Annotated in this window: 16 protein-coding genes; 10 read left to right on the forward strand and 6 right to left on the reverse strand. The window is 69.6% G+C overall.

Going from position 1 to position 17,327, the window contains the following annotated elements; all coding sequences use genetic code 11:
* Nucleotides 1-3 precede the first annotated feature (3 nt).
* Together LXM64_RS03010 and LXM64_RS03015 are read left to right on the forward strand one after the other, a co-directional pair.
* Nucleotides 4-1,380 (forward strand): MFS transporter, encoded by a 1,377-nt coding sequence (locus LXM64_RS03010; protein WP_326490536.1) that lies wholly within the window; start codon nt 4-6, stop codon nt 1,378-1,380.
* Nucleotides 1,381-1,417: 37 nt separating this feature from the next.
* The gene (locus LXM64_RS03015; RefSeq protein WP_234074564.1) at nt 1,418-2,224 is read left to right on the forward strand and encodes a Cof-type HAD-IIB family hydrolase; all 807 of its coding nucleotides are present in this window, start codon (nt 1,418-1,420) and stop codon (nt 2,222-2,224) included.
* A gap of 60 nt (nt 2,225-2,284) precedes the next feature.
* Here the strand turns inward: LXM64_RS03015 and LXM64_RS03020 are convergent, their stop codons facing one another.
* From LXM64_RS03020 to LXM64_RS03030, 3 genes are read right to left on the reverse strand one after another with little or no spacing between them, the layout of a single operon-like run.
* The gene (locus LXM64_RS03020; RefSeq protein ID WP_234074565.1) at nt 2,285-3,883 is read right to left on the reverse strand and encodes a hypothetical protein; all 1,599 of its coding nucleotides are present in this window, start codon (nt 3,881-3,883) and stop codon (nt 2,285-2,287) included.
* Complete coding sequence (locus tag LXM64_RS03025; RefSeq protein WP_137417963.1) at nt 3,865-4,677, reverse strand: ABC transporter ATP-binding protein; 813 nt, start codon at nt 4,675-4,677, stop codon at nt 3,865-3,867. Before LXM64_RS03025 ends, LXM64_RS03020 begins: the two co-directional genes overlap by 19 nt.
* Nucleotides 4,678-4,734: 57 nt before the next feature.
* Complete coding sequence (locus LXM64_RS03030; protein ID WP_234074567.1) at nt 4,735-5,487, reverse strand: SDR family oxidoreductase; 753 nt, start codon at nt 5,485-5,487, stop codon at nt 4,735-4,737.
* A 119-nt stretch (nt 5,488-5,606) separates the two neighbouring features.
* Here LXM64_RS03030 and sigJ point away from each other — a divergent pair, with 119 nt between their 5' ends.
* A complete protein-coding gene (sigJ, locus tag LXM64_RS03035) occupies nt 5,607-6,485 on the forward strand; it encodes an RNA polymerase sigma factor SigJ (RefSeq protein WP_234074568.1) in 879 nt (292 codons plus the stop codon).
* Between the two features lie 3 nt (nt 6,486-6,488).
* Here the strand turns inward: sigJ and LXM64_RS03040 are convergent, their stop codons facing one another.
* The 3 genes from LXM64_RS03040 to LXM64_RS03050 are packed head-to-tail and all read right to left on the reverse strand — an operon-like array spanning nt 6,489 to nt 8,472.
* Nucleotides 6,489-6,713, reverse strand: coding sequence for a hypothetical protein (locus LXM64_RS03040; protein ID WP_137417961.1), 225 nt, complete (start codon nt 6,711-6,713; stop codon nt 6,489-6,491).
* A gap of 25 nt (nt 6,714-6,738) precedes the next feature.
* Entirely contained in the window at nt 6,739-7,713 is a 975-nt protein-coding gene (locus LXM64_RS03045; RefSeq protein WP_234074569.1) for a DNA-3-methyladenine glycosylase family protein, read from the reverse strand.
* Nucleotides 7,714-7,755: 42 nt separating this feature from the next.
* Nucleotides 7,756-8,472, reverse strand: coding sequence for a winged helix-turn-helix domain-containing protein (locus LXM64_RS03050; RefSeq protein ID WP_234074570.1), 717 nt, complete (start codon nt 8,470-8,472; stop codon nt 7,756-7,758).
* Between the two features lie 422 nt (nt 8,473-8,894).
* Between LXM64_RS03050 and LXM64_RS03055 the strand changes: the two genes are divergently transcribed.
* The 7 genes from LXM64_RS03055 (at nt 8,895) to LXM64_RS03085 (ending at nt 17,291) form a co-directional block, all read left to right on the forward strand.
* Nucleotides 8,895-9,908, forward strand: coding sequence for a LacI family DNA-binding transcriptional regulator (locus LXM64_RS03055; protein WP_234074571.1), 1,014 nt, complete (start codon nt 8,895-8,897; stop codon nt 9,906-9,908).
* Between the two features lie 111 nt (nt 9,909-10,019).
* Nucleotides 10,020-11,333, forward strand: a complete 1,314-nt coding sequence (locus LXM64_RS03060) for an ABC transporter substrate-binding protein (RefSeq protein WP_137417958.1) — start codon at nt 10,020-10,022, stop codon at nt 11,331-11,333.
* Nucleotides 11,334-11,401: 68 nt separating this feature from the next.
* Nucleotides 11,402-12,382 carry a carbohydrate ABC transporter permease gene (locus LXM64_RS03065; RefSeq protein ID WP_234074572.1) on the forward strand — a complete coding sequence of 327 codons (981 nt, stop codon included), beginning with the start codon at nt 11,402-11,404 and terminating at the stop codon, nt 12,380-12,382.
* Nucleotides 12,382-13,290, forward strand: coding sequence for a carbohydrate ABC transporter permease (locus LXM64_RS03070; RefSeq protein ID WP_413816750.1), 909 nt, complete (start codon nt 12,382-12,384; stop codon nt 13,288-13,290). Before LXM64_RS03065 ends, LXM64_RS03070 begins: the two co-directional genes overlap by 1 nt.
* Nucleotides 13,290-15,515: an alpha-xylosidase gene (gene yicI / locus LXM64_RS03075; RefSeq protein WP_234074573.1), complete on the forward strand. Its 2,226-nt coding sequence runs from the start codon at nt 13,290-13,292 to the stop codon at nt 15,513-15,515. Before LXM64_RS03070 ends, yicI begins: the two co-directional genes overlap by 1 nt.
* Nucleotides 15,512-16,957, forward strand: coding sequence for a glycoside hydrolase family 1 protein (locus tag LXM64_RS03080; RefSeq protein WP_234074574.1), 1,446 nt, complete (start codon nt 15,512-15,514; stop codon nt 16,955-16,957). The genes yicI and LXM64_RS03080 overlap by 4 nt, the downstream gene beginning before the upstream one ends.
* A 40-nt stretch (nt 16,958-16,997) precedes the next feature.
* Nucleotides 16,998-17,291: a GNAT family N-acetyltransferase gene (locus tag LXM64_RS03085; RefSeq protein WP_234074575.1), complete on the forward strand. Its 294-nt coding sequence runs from the start codon at nt 16,998-17,000 to the stop codon at nt 17,289-17,291.
* Nucleotides 17,292-17,327 lie beyond the last annotated feature (36 nt).

The following is a 17,327-nucleotide window of genomic DNA, read 5'->3' on the forward strand; positions in this document are numbered from 1 at the left end:
GCCATGCTCGAAAGCCCCGACACGGCCGAGCACGCCCGCACCTCGCGCATGCGCAGCTTCTACCAGGTCCTGGCCAACACGCTCGTCGCCAACGTGACCACGAGCTACCTGTGGTTCGCGCTCACGTTCTGGGCGTACCTCGAAACGCGCAACGTGCTCGCCACCTCGATCATCGGCGGCAGCTACATGCTCCTGGTGGCCGTGTTCGGCGTCGTCTTCGGGGCGATCGTCGACCACATGAAGAAGAAGGCCGTGATGGTGCTCTCCAGCCTCATCACCCTGGCCACGTACCTGCTCGCGGGCGCCCTCTTTCTCGCGCTTCCCGCATCCGCACTCATCGACTGGGGCGGCCCGTGGTTCTGGCTGTTCGCGGGCGTCATCCTGATCGGCGGGGTCGTCGAGAACCTCCGCAACATCGCGATGTCGACGACGGTCACCCTTCTCGTGCCGGCCGAGCGTCGCGACCGCGCGAACGGGCTCGTGGGTACGGTCCAAGGTGTCGCGTTCATGGTCACGAGCGTCTTCTCGGGGCTCTCGGTGGGGTTGCTCGGCATGGGGCCGACCGTCTTCATCGCGATCGTCGCGACCGCCGTCGCCTTCGCCCACCTGCTGTTCGTACCGATCCCCGAACGAGGAGTCGCGCACGACCCCGAAGCCCCGCCGCGGCGATTCACGTTCCGCGGGGTGCTTCCCGCCATCCGCTCGGTGCCAGGACTCATGCCGCTCCTGCTGTTCACGACGTTCAACAACCTCGTGGGCGGCGTCTTCATGGCGCTCATGGACCCGTACGGGCTCACGCTCTTCAGCGTCGAGATCTGGGGCGTCGTGCTCGGCATCACGAGCATCGGCTTCATCATCGGCGGCGGTCTCGTCGCCAGATTCGGTCTCGGCAAGAACCCCGTGCGCACGCTCCTATGGGTGAACGTCGGCGTCTCTGGGCTGGGGCTCACCTTCGCGCTGCGCGAATGGTGGTGGCTGTACGCGGTGGGGATGCTGGTGTTCATGGCGCTCATGCCGGTGGCCGAGGCCGCCGAGCAGACGATCATCCAGCGAGTGGTGCCGTACGAGACGCAGGGGCGCGTCTTCGGGTTCGCCGCGAGCATCGAGTCCGCGGCCGCGCCCATCTCGGCCTTCCTCATCGGCCCGCTCGCCGAGTTCTGGCTCATCCCGTACATGCGCACGGACGCGGGTCGCGACGGGTGGCGCTGGCTGCTGGGCGACGGCGAAGCGCGGGGCATCGCGCTCGTGTTCGTCGCGGCGAGCCTGGTCATGCTGGTGATCGTCGTCGGCGCGTTCCTGTCGCCGCAGTACCGGCGTCTCTCGCGCAGCTACGCGGAGAGGCCGGCCCCGCTCGCCGAGCAGACCGCGGCGACCACCTGAGCGCGGACGCGTCCGGCGGATCGGGGAGGATGGGGGGATGAGCGAGCCCGCATCCGACATCCGCCTGGTCGCCGTCGACATGGACGGCACGCTCCTCGACGGCGACGGCCGCGTCCCCGGGGGTCTGTGGCCCATCCTGGAGCGGATGCGGCGCGCCGGCGCCTTCTTCGCGCCGGCCAGCGGCAGGCAGTACGCGACCCTGCGCCGCGAGTTCGAAGACCACGCCGACGGGATGGTCTTCATCGCCGAGAACGGCACGTACGTCGTGCGCGACGGCGCGGAGCTGGCCTCCGACACCCTCGACCGTGCCGTCGTCGCCGACGTCCTCGGCCGAGTGCGCGGGATGAGCCACGATGTGGGCGTCGTGCTCTGCGGCAAGCGCTCGGCATACATCGAGCGCGACGACCGAGCGTTCCGTGCGGAGGCGGAGAAGTACTACGCGCTGCTCGAGCACGTGCCCGATCTCGAGCAGGTCGACGACGACGTCCTCAAGATCGCCGTCTACGACTTCGGCGACGCGGAGACGGGCGCGGCCCCGGCGCTGTCCGAGATCGCCCGCACGCACCAGGTCGTCGTCTCCGGTGCACACTGGGTCGACGTCATGAACCGCGGCGTCAACAAGGGCGTCGCGCTCCGGCGGCTCCAGGATGTGCTGGGTGTCTCAGCCGAGCAGACCGCCGTCTTCGGCGACTACCTGAACGACCTCGAGATGATGGATGCGGCCTACCACTCGTACGCGATGGCCAACGCGCACCCGGATGTGGCCGCCCGCGCCCGCCTGCGCGCGCCCTCCCACCTGGAGCACGGTGTCGTCCGCGTCCTGGAGGAGCTGTTCCCCGCCTGACCGCGCAAATGACGAGGGCCCCGGAGCACACGCTCCGGGGCCCTCGTCGTGGCATTGCGGTCAGGCGCCCTTGAAGCTCTGCAACTGCGCGAGGAGGGCAGGCGCGTTGCGGTCGAAGACGCGTCCGCCCACCAACACCCCGACGATGGCGAACACGACGCCGAGGACGAGGCCCGTCGCCAGCGCCACGAATCCCCACATCGCGTCGCCGGTCACGCCGGCGAGGATGGCGGGGATGAGCGAGGGCAACGAGAGCACCGCGATGCCGATCCAGATCACGAACATGAGCAGCGCCGTCACGACGCTGGCCCCGGGAACCCGCTTGAACGGGCTGTCGCCCGGGGCGGGGACGGGCTGCACGATCGATGCCGAGCTGATCGCGCACACGCCGTATCCGGTCAGGAGTAGGCCGAGACTCGCGCCGAGCACCGGCATGAGCAGCGACCACTGCGTGGACAGGCCCACCGTGATGATCGCGATCGCGATGGTCAACGGCACCCCGAGCCCGGCCGCGGCGAGGAGACGGCCGGCGCGGTCCTGCCGGCCGCGCACACCGGTGGCGAGCACCGTCGCGAAGGCGGTGCCGTCGTACGACACATCCGCGTAGGAGACGATGCTGAGCACGAAGGCGACGAGCACCGCGGAGTACGCGAACAGCGGGCTGCGCACGTCGCCGCCGGAGTAGAACAGCATGAGCACGGGGAAGATGGGCACCACCAGGAGCTGACGGAGGTAGCGCGGGTCGTGCAGCCAGTACGTCAGCGCTCGTGCCCACGTCGCTCCCGTGCCGCCGGTGGGCATGCGCCCGAACCAGCCGATCTTGCCCGCCTTGACCGTGGCGGTGCGCGCACGCGGCGGCGAGACCAGGGCCGCAGCCAGCGATCGTCGCCACAGCCACCAGAGGAGAACCAGGGTCGCAGCCCCGATCAACAGCTTCAGGATGCCCCCGAGGATGTCGCCCGACGCCAGCGTCGCCGGCACCGCCCACGCGGCGGCGATCGGAGTCCACGAGGCCGCGGAGATGATGCCGCCGATGCGGTCAGTGGGATCGCCTGCGGCGCTCACTCCCGCGTCGAGCAGGTTCATGATGCCGATCGTGATGGGCCCGGCGAGCATGATCACGAGGAACGCGAGACCACCGAGGAGCTCCCGCGTGCGGCGGTTGCCGCCGGCGCTGCTGCTGAGCGCGGCGATGAGCCGCGACACGACGACGCAGGTGAGGATGCCCAGCGGGATGCACACGAGGGCGGCGACGAGGGCGATCGGCCACCGCCACAGCGCGAGGAAGAGGCCGAGTGCGCCCGCGATCGAGGCGATCCCGGGGATGCCGGTGAGCCCGGCAGCCGTGAGGGCGACCATCATCTTGTTCGTCGTCAGGGGGAACGGGGCGAGCTTGACGGGATCGAGCGTCGTGTCGACACCCGCGACGAACAGCGGTCCGAGCGCCCAGCCGAGCACGAGGATGCCACCGCCCGCGGTCACCACCATCGTCACCACGTCGAGGCCGGCGAAGCCCGCTGCGAACAGCCCGATCCACACGCCGATCAGGAGCCCGACGGCCCAGAGTCCGCCGAGGATGAACCCGACGAGCTGCCAGGGGTTGGCGGCGAGGGTGTTGCCGAGGACGCGGAAGCGCAGCTTCAGGAGAGTCGCAACCACTGCGGTCCCTCCGAATGGTGACGGCCGCCGACGAGGTCGACGAAGCGGTCCTGCAGGCTCTGGCCGGCCCGCACCTCGTCGATCGTGCCCGCCGCCAGGACGCGCCCGCTCGCGATGACCGCGACGTGGTCGCACATACGCTGCACGAGGTCCATCGAGTGACTCGAGACGATCACGGTGCCGCCGCTGCCGGCGTAGCTGCGCAGCACGTCCTCGATGTTCGCCGCGGAGACGGGATCCACCGACTCGAACGGCTCGTCGAGCACCAGGATGCGGGGCGCGTGCACGAGGGCGCAGGCGAGCGCGACCTTCTTCGTCATGCCCGCGGAGTAGTCGACGACGGCGGTGCCGGCGGCTTCCGTCAGGTCCATGAGGGTCAGCAGATCGGCGGTGCGGGCGGCCACCTCGTCGCGCGCCAGACCGAACATCATGCCGGTGTATGTGATGAGCTGCTCGCCGGTGAGCCGGTCGAACAGGCGCACGCCGTCGGCGAGGTTGCCGATCATCGCCTTCGCGGCCACCGGGTCGCGCCACACGTCGACCCCGTGCAGGACGGCGGTTCCCGCATCCGGGCGCAGCAGACCCGTGGCCATCGACAGCGTCGTCGTCTTGCCCGCGCCGTTGGGGCCGACGAGCCCGTAGAAGGAGCCGGTGGGCACGTCGAGGTCGATGCCGGCGACGGCCACCTTGTCACCGAAGCGCTTGGTCAGGCCGCGCAACTGCAGAGCAGGTCCGGATGCGGCGGGGGGATCGATCGGTGGCAGGGCAGGATCTGTGGTGGTCACGCGCCCCATCCTAGGAGCGCGCTGTGCGCGCCCTCCAGGGGTGGCGCGCGATTCGGCCCGTGGCACTCACCCCAGAGACGCGATCCATTCGGTGAAGCTCTGTCGTCCGATCGTGGCGCCGGCGTCGGGCAGGAGTCGACCGTCGCGCATCGCTCGTCCGAACGATCCGGGCAATGACACCGCCGGGATCCACCCGTGATGACCCGTGGCGCGGGCGTAGCGCCGGACCATGTCGACGAGGCTCTCTTCGTGCGGGCCCGCCAGATCCGGAACGCGTCCGCACGCCGGCATCTCGGCGAGATCGACCAGGTGCCCTGCGACCTCGTCAGCGGCGACGGGCTGCGTGCGCATCCGCGGGGCGAGGTGGATCGGACCGCGGGAGGCGACGGTGAACATCTGCGCCGCGAACTCGTGGAACTGGGTCGCCCGGAGAATCGTCCACGGGATCGCGCCCTGCTGCACCGCGCGTTCCTGGGCCACCTTCCCGGCGTAGTAGGCGGTGGGTGCGCGGTCGACGCCCACGATCGAGAGGGCGATGTGGTGGATGACCCCCGCTCGCTCCTCTGCGGACAGCAACGCCCGCGTCGTGGACTCGAAGAAGGCGACCGAGACCGCGTCGCTCTGCGTGCCGACGCTGAGGACATCGACGACCGCATCGCACCCCTCGATCCGCGCCGCAGCGGAAGTGATGCCGTCGGGTGCCGTGAGGTCGATGCCGGTCGCGCGCGAGAGCAACCGCACCTCATGTCCCCGTTGCTCGGCCTCGTGCGCGAGTTTGCCGCCGAGCAGCCCGGTTCCTCCCGCGATCGCGATTCGCATGTCACGTCCTCTCCGCCCCGTCCGTCGGGTGCTTCTGCGTCATCGACGACGCAGCCGGTCAGAACGTGAGGTCACAATCGGAGAGGCTGTGTCGTCGAACGGATGAGAGGGGTGCAGCCATGCGCGATGTCGAGGATGAGCGGGTGTCGCTGGTGGCTCTCGCCTACCGGATGCTGGGCGACGTGGGCGAGGCCGAGGACGCGGTGCAGGAGGCGTACCTGCGCTGGGTGGCGCTGAGCGAACAGGAGCGAGCCGCCATCGACCGGCCGGGGGCGTGGCTCAATCGCGTCACCTCTCGCATCTGCCTCGACGTGCTCGGCTCCGCAAGGTCTCGTCGCGAGCGTTATGTCGGGCCATGGCTCCCCGAGCCGGTGCCCGCGTCCGGCGCTATCGGTGCGGCTCGGCCGGCGACGGATCCGCTCGACTCGGTCACGCTGGACGACTCCGTGAGTCTCGCGCTGCAGATCGTCCTCGACGCGATGACGCCGGCCGAGCGGGTGGCTTTCGTGATGCACGATGTGTTCGGGGTCCCCTTCGCCGAGATCGCCGAGACGGTCGGACGCTCGCCCGCAGCAGTGCGCCAGCTCGCCGCATCCGCTCGGCGCAAGGTCGGCGAGGAACGAGATCGACGCGCATCGCGTGCCGTTCACGACCAGGTGGTCATGGCGTTCGCCGCGGCGTGCGCGAGTGGACGGCTCGAGGAGCTGGTGGTCGCGCTGGATCCTGGGGTCGTCCTGACCTCGGACGGGGGAGGTCGGGTCTCCGCCGCGCGTCGTCCCGTCGTCGGCGCGGACAACGTCGCGAGGTTCGTCCTCGGGATCCTCGCCAAGCAGCCCGATGCGAGCCTGGAGCCCGTGGAGACGGGTGACGGTCTCGGGTACCTGCTGCGCCAGGGCGGCGAAGCCGTCGGGCTCGCCGCATTCGGGGTCGACACCGTCGGGAGGATCGTGGACATCTGGCTTGTGCGCAATCCCGACAAGCTCAGGCAGTGGGCATGAGTCTCAGAGCTGGGCGCCGTCGTCGTCCCGGTCGTAGATGCCGACGTTGCGACCCCGCCACGACTCGTAGGCGATGAGCCATCCGATCGACACGATCAGGGCGAGGAGCAGGCCGATCCAGACCGAGCCGAGGGCGATGCCGATCACGACACCCGCCGCGAACAGGGCCAGCGTGCCGAGGATCCACATGGTGCGACCGCGGGGCCAGCCCGTTCTCGAGTTCGTCATGCGCCCAGCGTAGGGGGTGGATGACTCAGCGCGAGCGGTGGTCCTCCGGCGCCAGGCGCGCGCCGCGACGCTGCTCGTGCACGCCGCTGGCCGCCAGCAACCGGATCACCCTCTGACGCTGCCCCGCCCACGGGGCGAGCAGCTCCAGCATCGCGTCGTCGTCGACGCGGTGGCCGATGAGTGCGTGCCCGACCTCGTGCGCGAGGTGGTAGTCCCCGACGCTCACCGCGTCCGCATCGCCCCAGGCGCGGATGCGCGTCTCCGCCGAGGTCCACGGGCCGATGCCGGGAAGGCTCGTGAGGATGTGGTCGCGCCGGGTGATGTCCGAGGCCTCCGACAGCGCACGCACAAGGCTGTCGCCGTGGGCGGCTGCCTTGACCACGGCACGCGACTGCGGCGGCTCGAGTCCTGCGCGGTGCCAGGCCCAGGAAGGGATGCGTCGCCACTGGTCGACGGTGGGTGGCGCGAACATCGGGCGCGGGGTGGGGCCGGGGGCGCGCTCGCCGAACCAGGTGACGATCCGACGCCATGCTCCGAATGCCTGCAGCCCCGTGACCTTCTGTTCGAAGATCGCGCTTGCGAGGGCGTCGAAGACGAGGTCCGTCCTGCTCAGGCGGAGTCCGGGGTGGCGATGATGCGACGACGCGATGAGCGGATGCCGGGAGGCGTCGAAGTCACCGTGGTCGTCATGCGCGCCGCACAGGCCAGGAGCCTGGTCGAGCACCCAGCCGGCTCCGGGACCCCACGCCGCCAGGCGGATACCGACGCCGCTCTCGCGGAGGGCGAGGGTGGCGATGCCCTCGGGGGTTCTGCTCGCGCGCCAGATGACGTGGCCGTCGACGACGAGGGTGGGGTCGTGCGCCCCACGCCGTTGGAACACGACGGTGCGGGTCAGATCCAGCTCGCCGCGCGGGCGGTAGACACTCTCGCGAGGGCGCGCGTGCGTCGGCGCGGCGGAACGAGGCGGGCGGTGCCCGATCGTCGCCGTGCCCGCATCCATGTGCACACCCTACGTCGGCCCGCCGACAGCGGGCCGACCGGCTCAGAACCGGTCGGGGGAGGGTGTGCCGTGGCCGTATCGGATGGCGACGTCGGCGTGCCGGTCGAAGCGGTAGCCGACGCCACGCACCGTGCGCACGATGTCCTCGAAGCGCCCGAGCTTGGCCCGCAGGCGACGCACGTGCACGTCGATCGTGCGCTCGCCGGGAGCGTCCGCGTCGCCCTGCTGCCAGAGCGAGCCGACGAGCTCGGCGCGCTCGATCGTGCGGCCCTCGCGCAGCACGAGGTACTGCAGCAGCTCGAACTCCTTGAAGGTGAAGGCGGCGGACTCGCCGTCGATCAGAACGCGCTTGCGGGAGATGTCGACGACCACACCGGCCTCGGCGCGCTCCTCGACCTCGATCTCGGGCTTCGTGCGTGCGACGGCGGAGGGCTCGTGCAGTGCCAGGCGCACCACGTCGACATCGCGGCCACCGGCGCCGACGGGGGCGAGGGCGACGGTCGCGTAGGTCTCCGCGGCGGGGGCGAGATCGTGCAGTGTGCGGCGGAGTGCCTCGACGATCGTGCCGAGGGAGACGCCGGACGCGGCGGCCTTCGCCTCGTCGAAGCCGACGTAGAGCGCGAAGCCGCGCGGCGCGGTGCCGGCGGGAAGACTCCGTTCGGCGGCGGGCGCCGGAGCGGGGGATGCGGGAGCGTCGGTGACCAGACGCAGGGCGGGACGGGCGGTGGTGCGGTCGTCGAGAGCAACGGGAGTGGACATGTGCGGATTCCTTGCCGGAAGAGGAACCGGGACTCGTGCCCGATTCGCGTGTTGTCAGTCGCGGCCCAGGGTCAGGGCCGGGTGCGCAGCATCACAGAACGGATGCAGAGGACGCGCGGCGCTTCAGATGCGCGGCGGCGTCGGACGGGGTGACCGAGTCAGCGGCACATTCGACAACACATGACAATGCGGCCGGCCATCATGGAGCCGGCAGTCCCGTTCGCCTCCCAGGCGGACAGAGAACGTGCATCGTCAGTCATGTGGCCGATTATGACGTGCCGGGCGTGTCCGCGTCAAACGGGCGGCCGCCTCGATTTTGTTGTTCATTCCGCGAAACATGTTGCGCTGGCATCCGATCGTGTTCTACAGTCCTGGACGAAGCAGCGTCGAAGCGCTTCGACCAACCCGGCGAAGAGGATGAGATGGTCACGATCAACGAGGTGGCGCAGGCTGCCGGCGTGTCGATCTCGACCGTCTCCTACGCGCTCAGCGGCAAACGGCCCGTTGCCGTGGACACCCGTCGGCGCATCGAGAAGGCCGTCGCCGAGCTCGGCTACAGCCCGAACGCCGGCGCGCGCATGCTCGCCGGGCGGCGGACGCAGATCTTCGCGCTCACCGAGCCGCTGCGCATCGACACCCACGCGCCGACGCACATGGCGTTCGTGCTGGCCACGGCGGTCGCGGCACGGCGCAACGACTACGACATCCTGCTCCTGACCGACGAGGACGCGCAGGCCGGGATGCGGCGCGTGGCCGCCAGCGGCCTGGTCGACGCGATCCTGGTGCTCGACGTCGCTCCCGACGACGCCCGCGTGGCGCTGTCCCGCGAGATCGCGCTCCCCAGCATCTTCATCGGCGTCCCGAACGATCGGGACTCGCTCGTCTGCGTGGACCTCGACTTCGAACGCGCCGCCGCCCTCGCAGCCGACCGGTTGATCGATGCGGGCCATCGTTCGATCGGCATGCTCGGTCACCCCGAGATCTCCTACGAGCGCTCGAACTTCCCGCCGCGCGTGCGCGCCGGCTTCGAGCGTGCTGCCGAGAGCCGCGGTGTCACGACCGCGTTCCGCTACGCCGGGCAGTCGCGTCCGACGACGGCGACGATCCGCGATGCGGTGCGGGCTCTGCTGGCCGAGGGCGTGACGGCGATCGTGCTGCACTGCGCGGAGGACGTCCACCAGGGCGTGCTCGACGCGCTCGCGGATGCGGGACTGAGCGTTCCCGGCGACATCTCGATCGTCTCCGTGGGCTCCTCGTTCGACACCGCCGCCCTGAGCACGCCGCTCGACTCGATTCCTCTCGTTCCCGCCGAAAGCTGCGAGCTCGCCGTCGAGCTCGCGGTCGCCGCCCTGTCCGGATCCACGCCGGAACCGGGTGTGCACCTCATCGCCCCCCACTACCTCGACGTCGGATCCGTCGCCGCCACGTCGAGATGACCCTCCTTCCTCTGTCCCTTCTCCTGCGCGTTATCGAAGCGCTTCGATGAGGCGCTTCGCCCGTCCCGCAACACCCGACCACCGACGGTCACCATGAAAGGAGTGCCGAAGATGGCACGCATCACATCACGCACCACACACCGCTCCCTCATCCTGCTCGGCGGCGTCGCCGTGGCCGCCCTCGCCCTCAGCGCCTGCTCGGGCGGCGGCGGGAGCACGGAGGACTCCAACACCCTGACGCTCTGGCACTACGAGGGCGAAGACAGCGCCATGGGCAAGGCATGGGACGAGGCGATCAAGGTCTTCGAGGACGAGACCGGCGCCAAGGTCGACTTCGAGGCCAAGGGCTTCGAGCAGATCCGCTCCACCGCCAGCCAGGTCCTGAACTCCGACGAGGCGCCGGACATCATGGAGTACAACAAGGGCAATGCGACCGCGGGCCTGCTGGCCAGCCAGGGGCTGCTCACCGACATCACGTCGGCGGTCGAGGAGAACGGCTGGGCCGACAAGCTCGCCCCGTCGCTGCAGACAACGGCCCGTTACAGCGAGGACGGCGTCATGGGCGGCGACGCCTGGTACGGCGTCCCGAACTACGGCGAGTTCGTCACGGTCTACTACAACAAGCAGGCCTTCGCGGATGCGGGTCTCGAAGTGCCGACGACCTACGACGAGTTCGTGAAGGTGCTCGACGCGTTCGTCGCCAAGGGCATCACCCCGCTCGCCGAGGCGGGTGCGGAGTACCCGCTCGGACAGCTCTGGTACCAGCTGGCGCTGAGCAAGGCCGACCGCTCGTGGGTCGACGACTACCAGCTGTACAAGAACCCGGTCGACTGGAACGACGAGCCCATCACCTACGCGACCGACACCCTCAAGGAGTACGTCGACGCCGGCTACATCTCCCCGGACGTGGCGGGCATGAAGGCGGAGGATGCGGGCACCGCGTTCATCGCCGGCAACTACCCGATCTTCGTGTCCGGCAGCTGGTGGTACGGCCGCTTCACCGAGGAGATCAGCGGGTACGACTGGGGCATCTTCAACTTCCCCGGCAGCAAGCTGAGCCTCGGCTCCTCGGGAAACCTGTGGGTCGTTCCGGAGAACGCGAAGAACAAGGATCTGGCCTACAAGTTCATCGACATCACGCTGCGCCCCGAGATCCAGGCGATCATCGGCAACAACGGCGGCGTTCCGGTGGCGGCGAACGAGTCCGACATCACGGATGAGAAGAGCAAGGAGCTCATCACCGCGTTCAACTCGATCCTCGACTCCGACGGCCTCTCGTTCTATCCGGACTGGCCCACGCCGACGTTCTACGACACCCTCGTCGCCCAGCTGCAGAACCTCGCCAACGGCAGCTCGACGCCCGAGCAGGTGCAGACCGGACTCGGTGACGAGTACGAGTCGTACGTCTCGAGCCTGCGCGGCTGACCGCCGGTGGCGGAGGGGCAACCGCCCCTCCGCCACCCCCATCCCTTCGACCAAGTGAGGAGACGGTCATGTCCGCCGTCCCGTTCGTGCGGCCGCCCAGAGCGCGGCGCGCCAAGCCCCTGCCCGAGGAGCCGCTGATCCCGCAGCGCGGGCGCGGATCCGCCGGCTACTGGCTCTACCTCGTCCCCGGCCTGATCCTGCTGAGCGTCGTGATCCTGATCCCGCTCGTGTGGAACATCTACCTCTCGTTCACGAGCTGGCGCGGCATCAAGCCGCCGGAGTGGATCGGTGTCGAGAACTGGGTGCGTCTGTTCGGCGACACCAAGTTCTGGACGTCGTTCGGCAACAGCATCTGGATGATCGTCGCCATGGTGATCCTGCCCACGGTGCTGGGCCTCATCATCGCCGCGCTCCTCTTCGACGTCGTCGGCCGCAAGTACGGCGGGCGTCTCGCGAGCTTCCTGCGCGCGACCTACTATCTTCCGCAGATCCTCCCTGCGGCCATCGCCGGCATCGTCATCGGCTGGGTGCTGCGCCCCGACGACGGCGCCCTCAACACGATCCTCGAGAGCATCGGGCTCGGATCCCTCGCACACAACTGGCTCGGCAGCCCCGACACGGCGCTCGGCGCGATCATGGTCGTGCTCGTCTGGGTGCAGCTCGGGTATCCGATCGTCGTCTTCATGGCCGCCCTGCAGCGCGTCGACCCCGAGCTCTACGAAGCCGCCGAGCTCGACGGCGCGAACTGGTTCCAGCGCTTCCGCTCGATCACGATGAGCATCATCCGCCCGGAGATCTTCGTCGTCACCCTCACGTGCACGATCGCCGCCCTCAAAGTCTTCGGCCCGGTCTACGTGCTGACCCGCGGCGGCCCCGGCACCTCGACGATCGTGCCCGCCTACTACGCCTACAGCGAGTTCTTCCAGGCCCAGCAGGTCGGCTACGGCGCCACCATCGCCACCGCACTCACCATCGTCATCGCGATCGTCGCCGTGCTCTTCATCCGCGCGCAGAACGCGGCGGAGCGCAAGGAAAGGGAGGGTCGCTGATGGCCGTCACCATGGCTGTGACCACCACGAAAGACGAGGGGCGTCGCGCCCCGCGCACGCCGCGTCGCGGTCGCGGGGGCATGACCCGCCCGCGCGGCATCGACTGGCTGATGCTCGCCTTCGTCATCGTCGGGGCGATCGTCGTGATCGCGCCGTTCTACCTGATCCTCGTGAACTCGTTCAAGTCGCCCGCCGACTACTCGAACGGGGGACCCCTCGCCCTGCCCAGCCAGATCGACTTCACGGGTCTCGCCGCGTTCTGGGAGCGCGTCAACTTCCCCGAGAAGGTGTGGAACTCGTTCTTCATCTCCGGGATGGTGGCGCTGCTGGCCGTGCTCATCTCGGTGCTGAACGCGTTCGCGATCGGCATCGGCCGGGTACGCGGGCGCAGCTGGATCGTGCTGCTGTTCCTGCTCGCCAACCTCCTGCCCCAGGAGGCGCTGCTGTACCCGCTCTACTACCTCTCCAAGGCGGTCGGGCTCTACAACAACGTGTGGTCGGTGATCATCATCTTCACGGTGATCCAGGCGGCCTTCGGCACGTACCTGCTCGCGTCGGTCTACGGCACCTTCCCCAAGGAGGTCCTGGAGGCCGCCGCGATGGACGGCGCAAGCCGCTGGCAGATCCTGTGGCGCGTCGTCTTCCCGATCAGCCGTCCGACGCTGTCGGTGCTCGTCATCTTCTTCTTCATCTGGACGTGGAACGAGTTCCTCATCCCGCTGACCTTCCTGGTGTCGAACGCCAACCAGACCGTGCCGGTCGCGATCAGCGTCCTGCAGGGCGACCGGCTCATGGACGTCACCACGACCAGCGCCTCGGCCCTCCTGGGTCTGATCCCCACCCTTCTCTTCTTCCTCATCTTCCAGCGCACCCTCACGCGCGGCATCACCGCAGGAGCAGTCAAGTAATGAAGTTCACCGATGGTTTCTGGCAGCTGCGCCCCGGGGTCACCGCCCTGTACGCGCAGGAGGCGTACGACATCTGGGAGACCGACACGCCCGACGGCCCCGGGCTGGTGATCACCGCGCCGACGAAGGTCATCGAACGCCGGGGGGACACCCTGAACCGTGCGACGCTGACGGTCACGCTCTCCTCGCCCGCCGAGGGAGTGGTGCGCGTGCGCATCGTCCACCACGACGGCGGCACGCCGCCGCTGTCCTTCGGCATCGCGGCCGCGTCCGGCACCGCCGAGGTCGAGGCGGATGCGGCGGGCGCGCGCCTGCGCACCGGATCCCTCATCGCGCGCATCGCCGCGGGGGCACCGTGGTCGCTCGATTTCTTCTCCGGCGAGAAGCGTCTGACCGGCAGCGGACACAAGGCGCAGGGGTACATCGCCCTCGCCGATGATGCGCAGGTCGACCCGGGGATCGTCGACAACGCCAGGGCCGGGGGCAGCAGCGCCCGCGCGCACACGTTCGTCCACGAGCAGCTCGATCTCGGCGTCGGCGAGCTCATCTACGGTCTCGGTGAGCGCTTCGGCCCCGTCGTCAAGAACGGACAGAGTGTCGAGATCTGGAACGCCGACGGCGGCACCTCCAGCGAGCAGGCCTACAAGAACGTCCCGTTCTACGTCTCCAGCCGCGGCTACGGCGTGCTGGTGAACGATCCCGGACACGTCTCCTACGAGATCGGCTCCGAGACGGTCGAGCGGGTGCAGTTCTCCGTGCCCGGCGAGGTGCTCGAGTACTTCGTGATCGACGGCCCGACGCCCAAGGACGTGCTGACGCGCTACACCGCGCTCACCGGGCGTCCGCCGATCGTTCCCGCCTGGTCGTACGGGCTGTGGCTCTCCACGAGCTTCACGACGGACTACGACGAGGCGACCGTCACGTCGTTCATCGACGAGATGGCCGCGCGCCAGCTGCCGGTGTCCGTCTTCCACTTCGACTGCTTCTGGATGCGCGAGTTCAACTGGTCGGACTTCGAGTGGGACCCGCGGGTGTTCCCCGACCCCGACGGGATGCTGCGGCGACTGCACGAGCGCGACCTCCGCGTGTGCGTGTGGATCAACCCGTACATCGCCCAGCGCTCGCCGCTGTTCGCCGAGGCGGCCGCACAGGGCTTCCTCGTGCGGCGCGCGGACGGCTCGGTCTGGCAATGGGACCTCTGGCAGGCGGGCATGGGGCTCGTGGACTTCACGAATCCCGACGCGACCCTGTGGTATCAGGACAAGCTGCGGGCTCTCGTCGCGCAGGGCGTCGACTGCTTCAAGACCGACTTCGGTGAGCGCATCCCGCTGGAGGTCGTCTACGCCGACGGCAGCGCTCCCGACCGGATGCACAACCTCTACACCCACCTGTACAACACGGCCGTGCACGAGGTGCTCGTCGAGGCGCGCGGCGCGGACGACGCGGTGCTGTTCGCGCGGTCGGCGACCGCCGGAGGGCAGTCCATGCCGGTGCACTGGGGCGGCGACAGCACGTCGACCTTCGTGTCGATGGCGGAGACGCTCCGCGGGGGTCTCTCGCTCGCGTGGAGCGGCTTCGCGCACTGGAGCCACGACATCGGAGGGTTCGAGGGCACCCCCGATCCCGAGGTGTTCAAGCGCTGGACGGCCTTCGGCCTGTTGAGCTCCCACAGCCGCTTCCACGGCTCGGAGTCGTACCGCGTGCCGTGGAACTTCGACGACGAGGCGGTCGAGGTCACGCGCATCTTCACGCAGCTGAAGATGCGGCTCATGCCGTACCTGTTCCAGCGCGGCGTGGAGGCCGCATCCGACGGCGTGCCGCTGCTGCGCCCGATGGCGATGGAGTTCCCCGAGGACCCCACCTGCGCCCACCTCGATCGGCAGTACATGCTCGGCGGCGACCTGCTGGTCGCGCCGGTGTTCTCCGCGGACGGCGAGGTGGAGTTCTATCTGCCCGACGGCGAGTGGACACACCTGCTGACGGGAGAGAGCGCGACGGGCGGGTGGCGCCGCGAGCGTCACGGCGTCGAGTCGCTTCCGCTGTACGTGCGCCCCGGCGCCGTCCTGCCCTGGGGTGCTCGCGACGACCGCCCTGACTACGATTACCTCGAGGGGCTGACGCTGCGGGTGTTCCCCGGCGGAGAAGGCGTCGCCGAGGTGCTCGTGACCACGCCCGACGGACGCAGCGAGACGCTGCGCGCAGACCTTGCGGAGGTGACCCGATGAGCGCGGGCAACGCGGATTTCCGAGACAGCGGCCTGGTGTTCCCTCCCGGCTTCACGTTCGGGTCGGCGACGGCCTCGTACCAGGTGGAGGGGGCGGCCGCAGAGGACGGTCGCGGCCCCTCGATCTGGGACACCTTCAGCCACACGCCCGGGCGGGTGTGGAACGGCGACACCGGTGATGTGGCGTGCGACCACTACCACCGCTGGGAGAGCGACCTCGACCTGATGGCGGAGCTGGGACTGGACGCCTACCGGTTCTCGATCGCGTGGCCGCGGATCATGCCCACCGGCACGGGCGAGGTCAACCGTGCCGGCATCGATTTCTACTCGCGGCTCGTCGACGGGCTCCTCGAGCGCGGGATCCGTCCCGTGGCGACCCTCTACCACTGGGACCTGCCGCAGCCGCTGGAGGACGCGGGCGGGTGGCCCGTCCGGGCGACCGCCGACGCCTTCGAGCGCTACGCCGAGGTCATGGGTGCAGCGCTCGGCGACCGGGTGCACACCTGGACGACCCTGAACGAGCCGTGGTGCTCGGCCTACCTCGGCTACGGCCAGGGCGGTCACGCCCCCGGCCGCCACGAGCCCGCGGCGGCGCTCGCCGCCGTGCACCACCTCAACCTCGCCCACGGCCTGGCCGTCCGGGCGCTGCGTGCGACCTCGACGGGCGATCCGCAGTACTCCGTCACCCTCAACTTCCACGTCCTGCGCGGCGTGGGCGAGCGGTCGGGGGAGGCGGTGCGTCGCATCGACGCGCTCGCGAACCGCGCGTTCACGCATCCCATGCTGAAGGGCGAGTACCCCGCCGATCTGCTGGAGGACACCGCATCCGTCACGGACTGGTCGTTCGTGCAGGACGGCGACCTGGAGCGGATCAACCAGCCGATCGACGTGCTCGGGGTCAACTACTACTCGACGGCGACCGTGCGCCTGTGGGACGGCTCCTCGCCGCGCCAGCAGAACGACGGACACAAGGCGAGCGCGGGCGGGACGGCCTGGCCCGGCAGCGACCAGCTCGTCGAGTTCGTCGAGCAGCCGGGTCCGTACACGGAGATGGGCTGGAACATCGCGCCGGAAGGACTCGAGGAGCTGCTGCTGGCGCTTCGCGACGAGTTCCCCGCGCAGCCGCTCATGATCACGGAGAACGGCGCCGCCTTCGCGGACGACGTCGCGCCCGACGGGGCGGTGCACGACGTCGAGCGCGTCGACTACCTGCAGCGTCACCTCACCGCCGCGCACCGTGCGCTCGACCAGGGCGTGGACCTCCGCGGGTACTTCGTGTGGTCGCTGCTCGACAATTTCGAGTGGGGCTACGGCTACGCCAAGCGGTTCGGCGTGGTGCGCGTCGACTTCGACACCCTCGAGCGCACCGTCAAGGACTCGGGGCTTTGGTACCGGCGTCTCGCACGAACCCGTGCGATCCCGGCCGCCGACGAGCTCGGTTGAGACGGCCTCGGTCACCCCGCCGACGGCGTAGCCTGGCGGGGTGACCGAGTTCCGCTTCGAAGACCAGACGGATGCCTCCCGCTACGCGCTGTACCTGGGCGACGACCTCGTGAGCGTCCTCGACTACCGCGACGACGGGCGCAGCGTCTCGATGACGCGGGCCTTCACGGTGCCGAGCTTCCGCGGCCACGGCTACGCGGGCGAGATCGTCGAGCGCGCCGTGAGCCTGCTCGAGCAGGCGGGCGACCGTCAGATCGTCCCGATGTGCTGGTACGTCGCCGACTGGTTCGCCGCTCACCCCGAGCGCGCGGGCATCCTCCAGCAGCGCGTCTGAGCGCTCTACCGTCGCCGTCCACAGGCGTCAATCCCT

It is taken from the genome of Microbacterium binotii (assembly GCF_021398715.1).
GTDB lineage: Bacteria > Actinomycetota > Actinomycetes > Actinomycetales > Microbacteriaceae > Microbacterium > Microbacterium binotii_A.

Coding starts and splice junctions, on each gene's coding strand:
- LXM64_RS03010 (WP_326490536.1), top strand. CDS start 4: ATGCTCGAAAGCCCCGACACGGCCGAGCACGCCCGCACCTCGCGCATG.
- LXM64_RS03015 (WP_234074564.1), top strand. CDS start 1,418: ATGAGCGAGCCCGCATCCGACATCCGCCTGGTCGCCGTCGACATGGAC.
- LXM64_RS03025 (WP_137417963.1), bottom strand. CDS start 4,677: ATGGGGCGCGTGACCACCACAGATCCTGCCCTGCCACCGATCGATCCC.
- LXM64_RS03030 (WP_234074567.1), bottom strand. CDS start 5,487: ATGCGAATCGCGATCGCGGGAGGAACCGGGCTGCTCGGCGGCAAACTC.
- sigJ (WP_234074568.1), top strand. CDS start 5,607: ATGCGCGATGTCGAGGATGAGCGGGTGTCGCTGGTGGCTCTCGCCTAC.
- LXM64_RS03040 (WP_137417961.1), bottom strand. CDS start 6,713: ATGACGAACTCGAGAACGGGCTGGCCCCGCGGTCGCACCATGTGGATC.
- LXM64_RS03045 (WP_234074569.1), bottom strand. CDS start 7,713: ATGGATGCGGGCACGGCGACGATCGGGCACCGCCCGCCTCGTTCCGCC.
- LXM64_RS03050 (WP_234074570.1), bottom strand. CDS start 8,472: ATGTCCACTCCCGTTGCTCTCGACGACCGCACCACCGCCCGTCCCGCC.
- LXM64_RS03055 (WP_234074571.1), top strand. CDS start 8,895: ATGGTCACGATCAACGAGGTGGCGCAGGCTGCCGGCGTGTCGATCTCG.
- LXM64_RS03060 (WP_137417958.1), top strand. CDS start 10,020: ATGGCACGCATCACATCACGCACCACACACCGCTCCCTCATCCTGCTC.
- LXM64_RS03065 (WP_234074572.1), top strand. CDS start 11,402: ATGTCCGCCGTCCCGTTCGTGCGGCCGCCCAGAGCGCGGCGCGCCAAG.
- LXM64_RS03070 (WP_413816750.1), top strand. CDS start 12,382: ATGGCCGTCACCATGGCTGTGACCACCACGAAAGACGAGGGGCGTCGC.
- yicI (WP_234074573.1), top strand. CDS start 13,290: ATGAAGTTCACCGATGGTTTCTGGCAGCTGCGCCCCGGGGTCACCGCC.
- LXM64_RS03080 (WP_234074574.1), top strand. CDS start 15,512: ATGAGCGCGGGCAACGCGGATTTCCGAGACAGCGGCCTGGTGTTCCCT.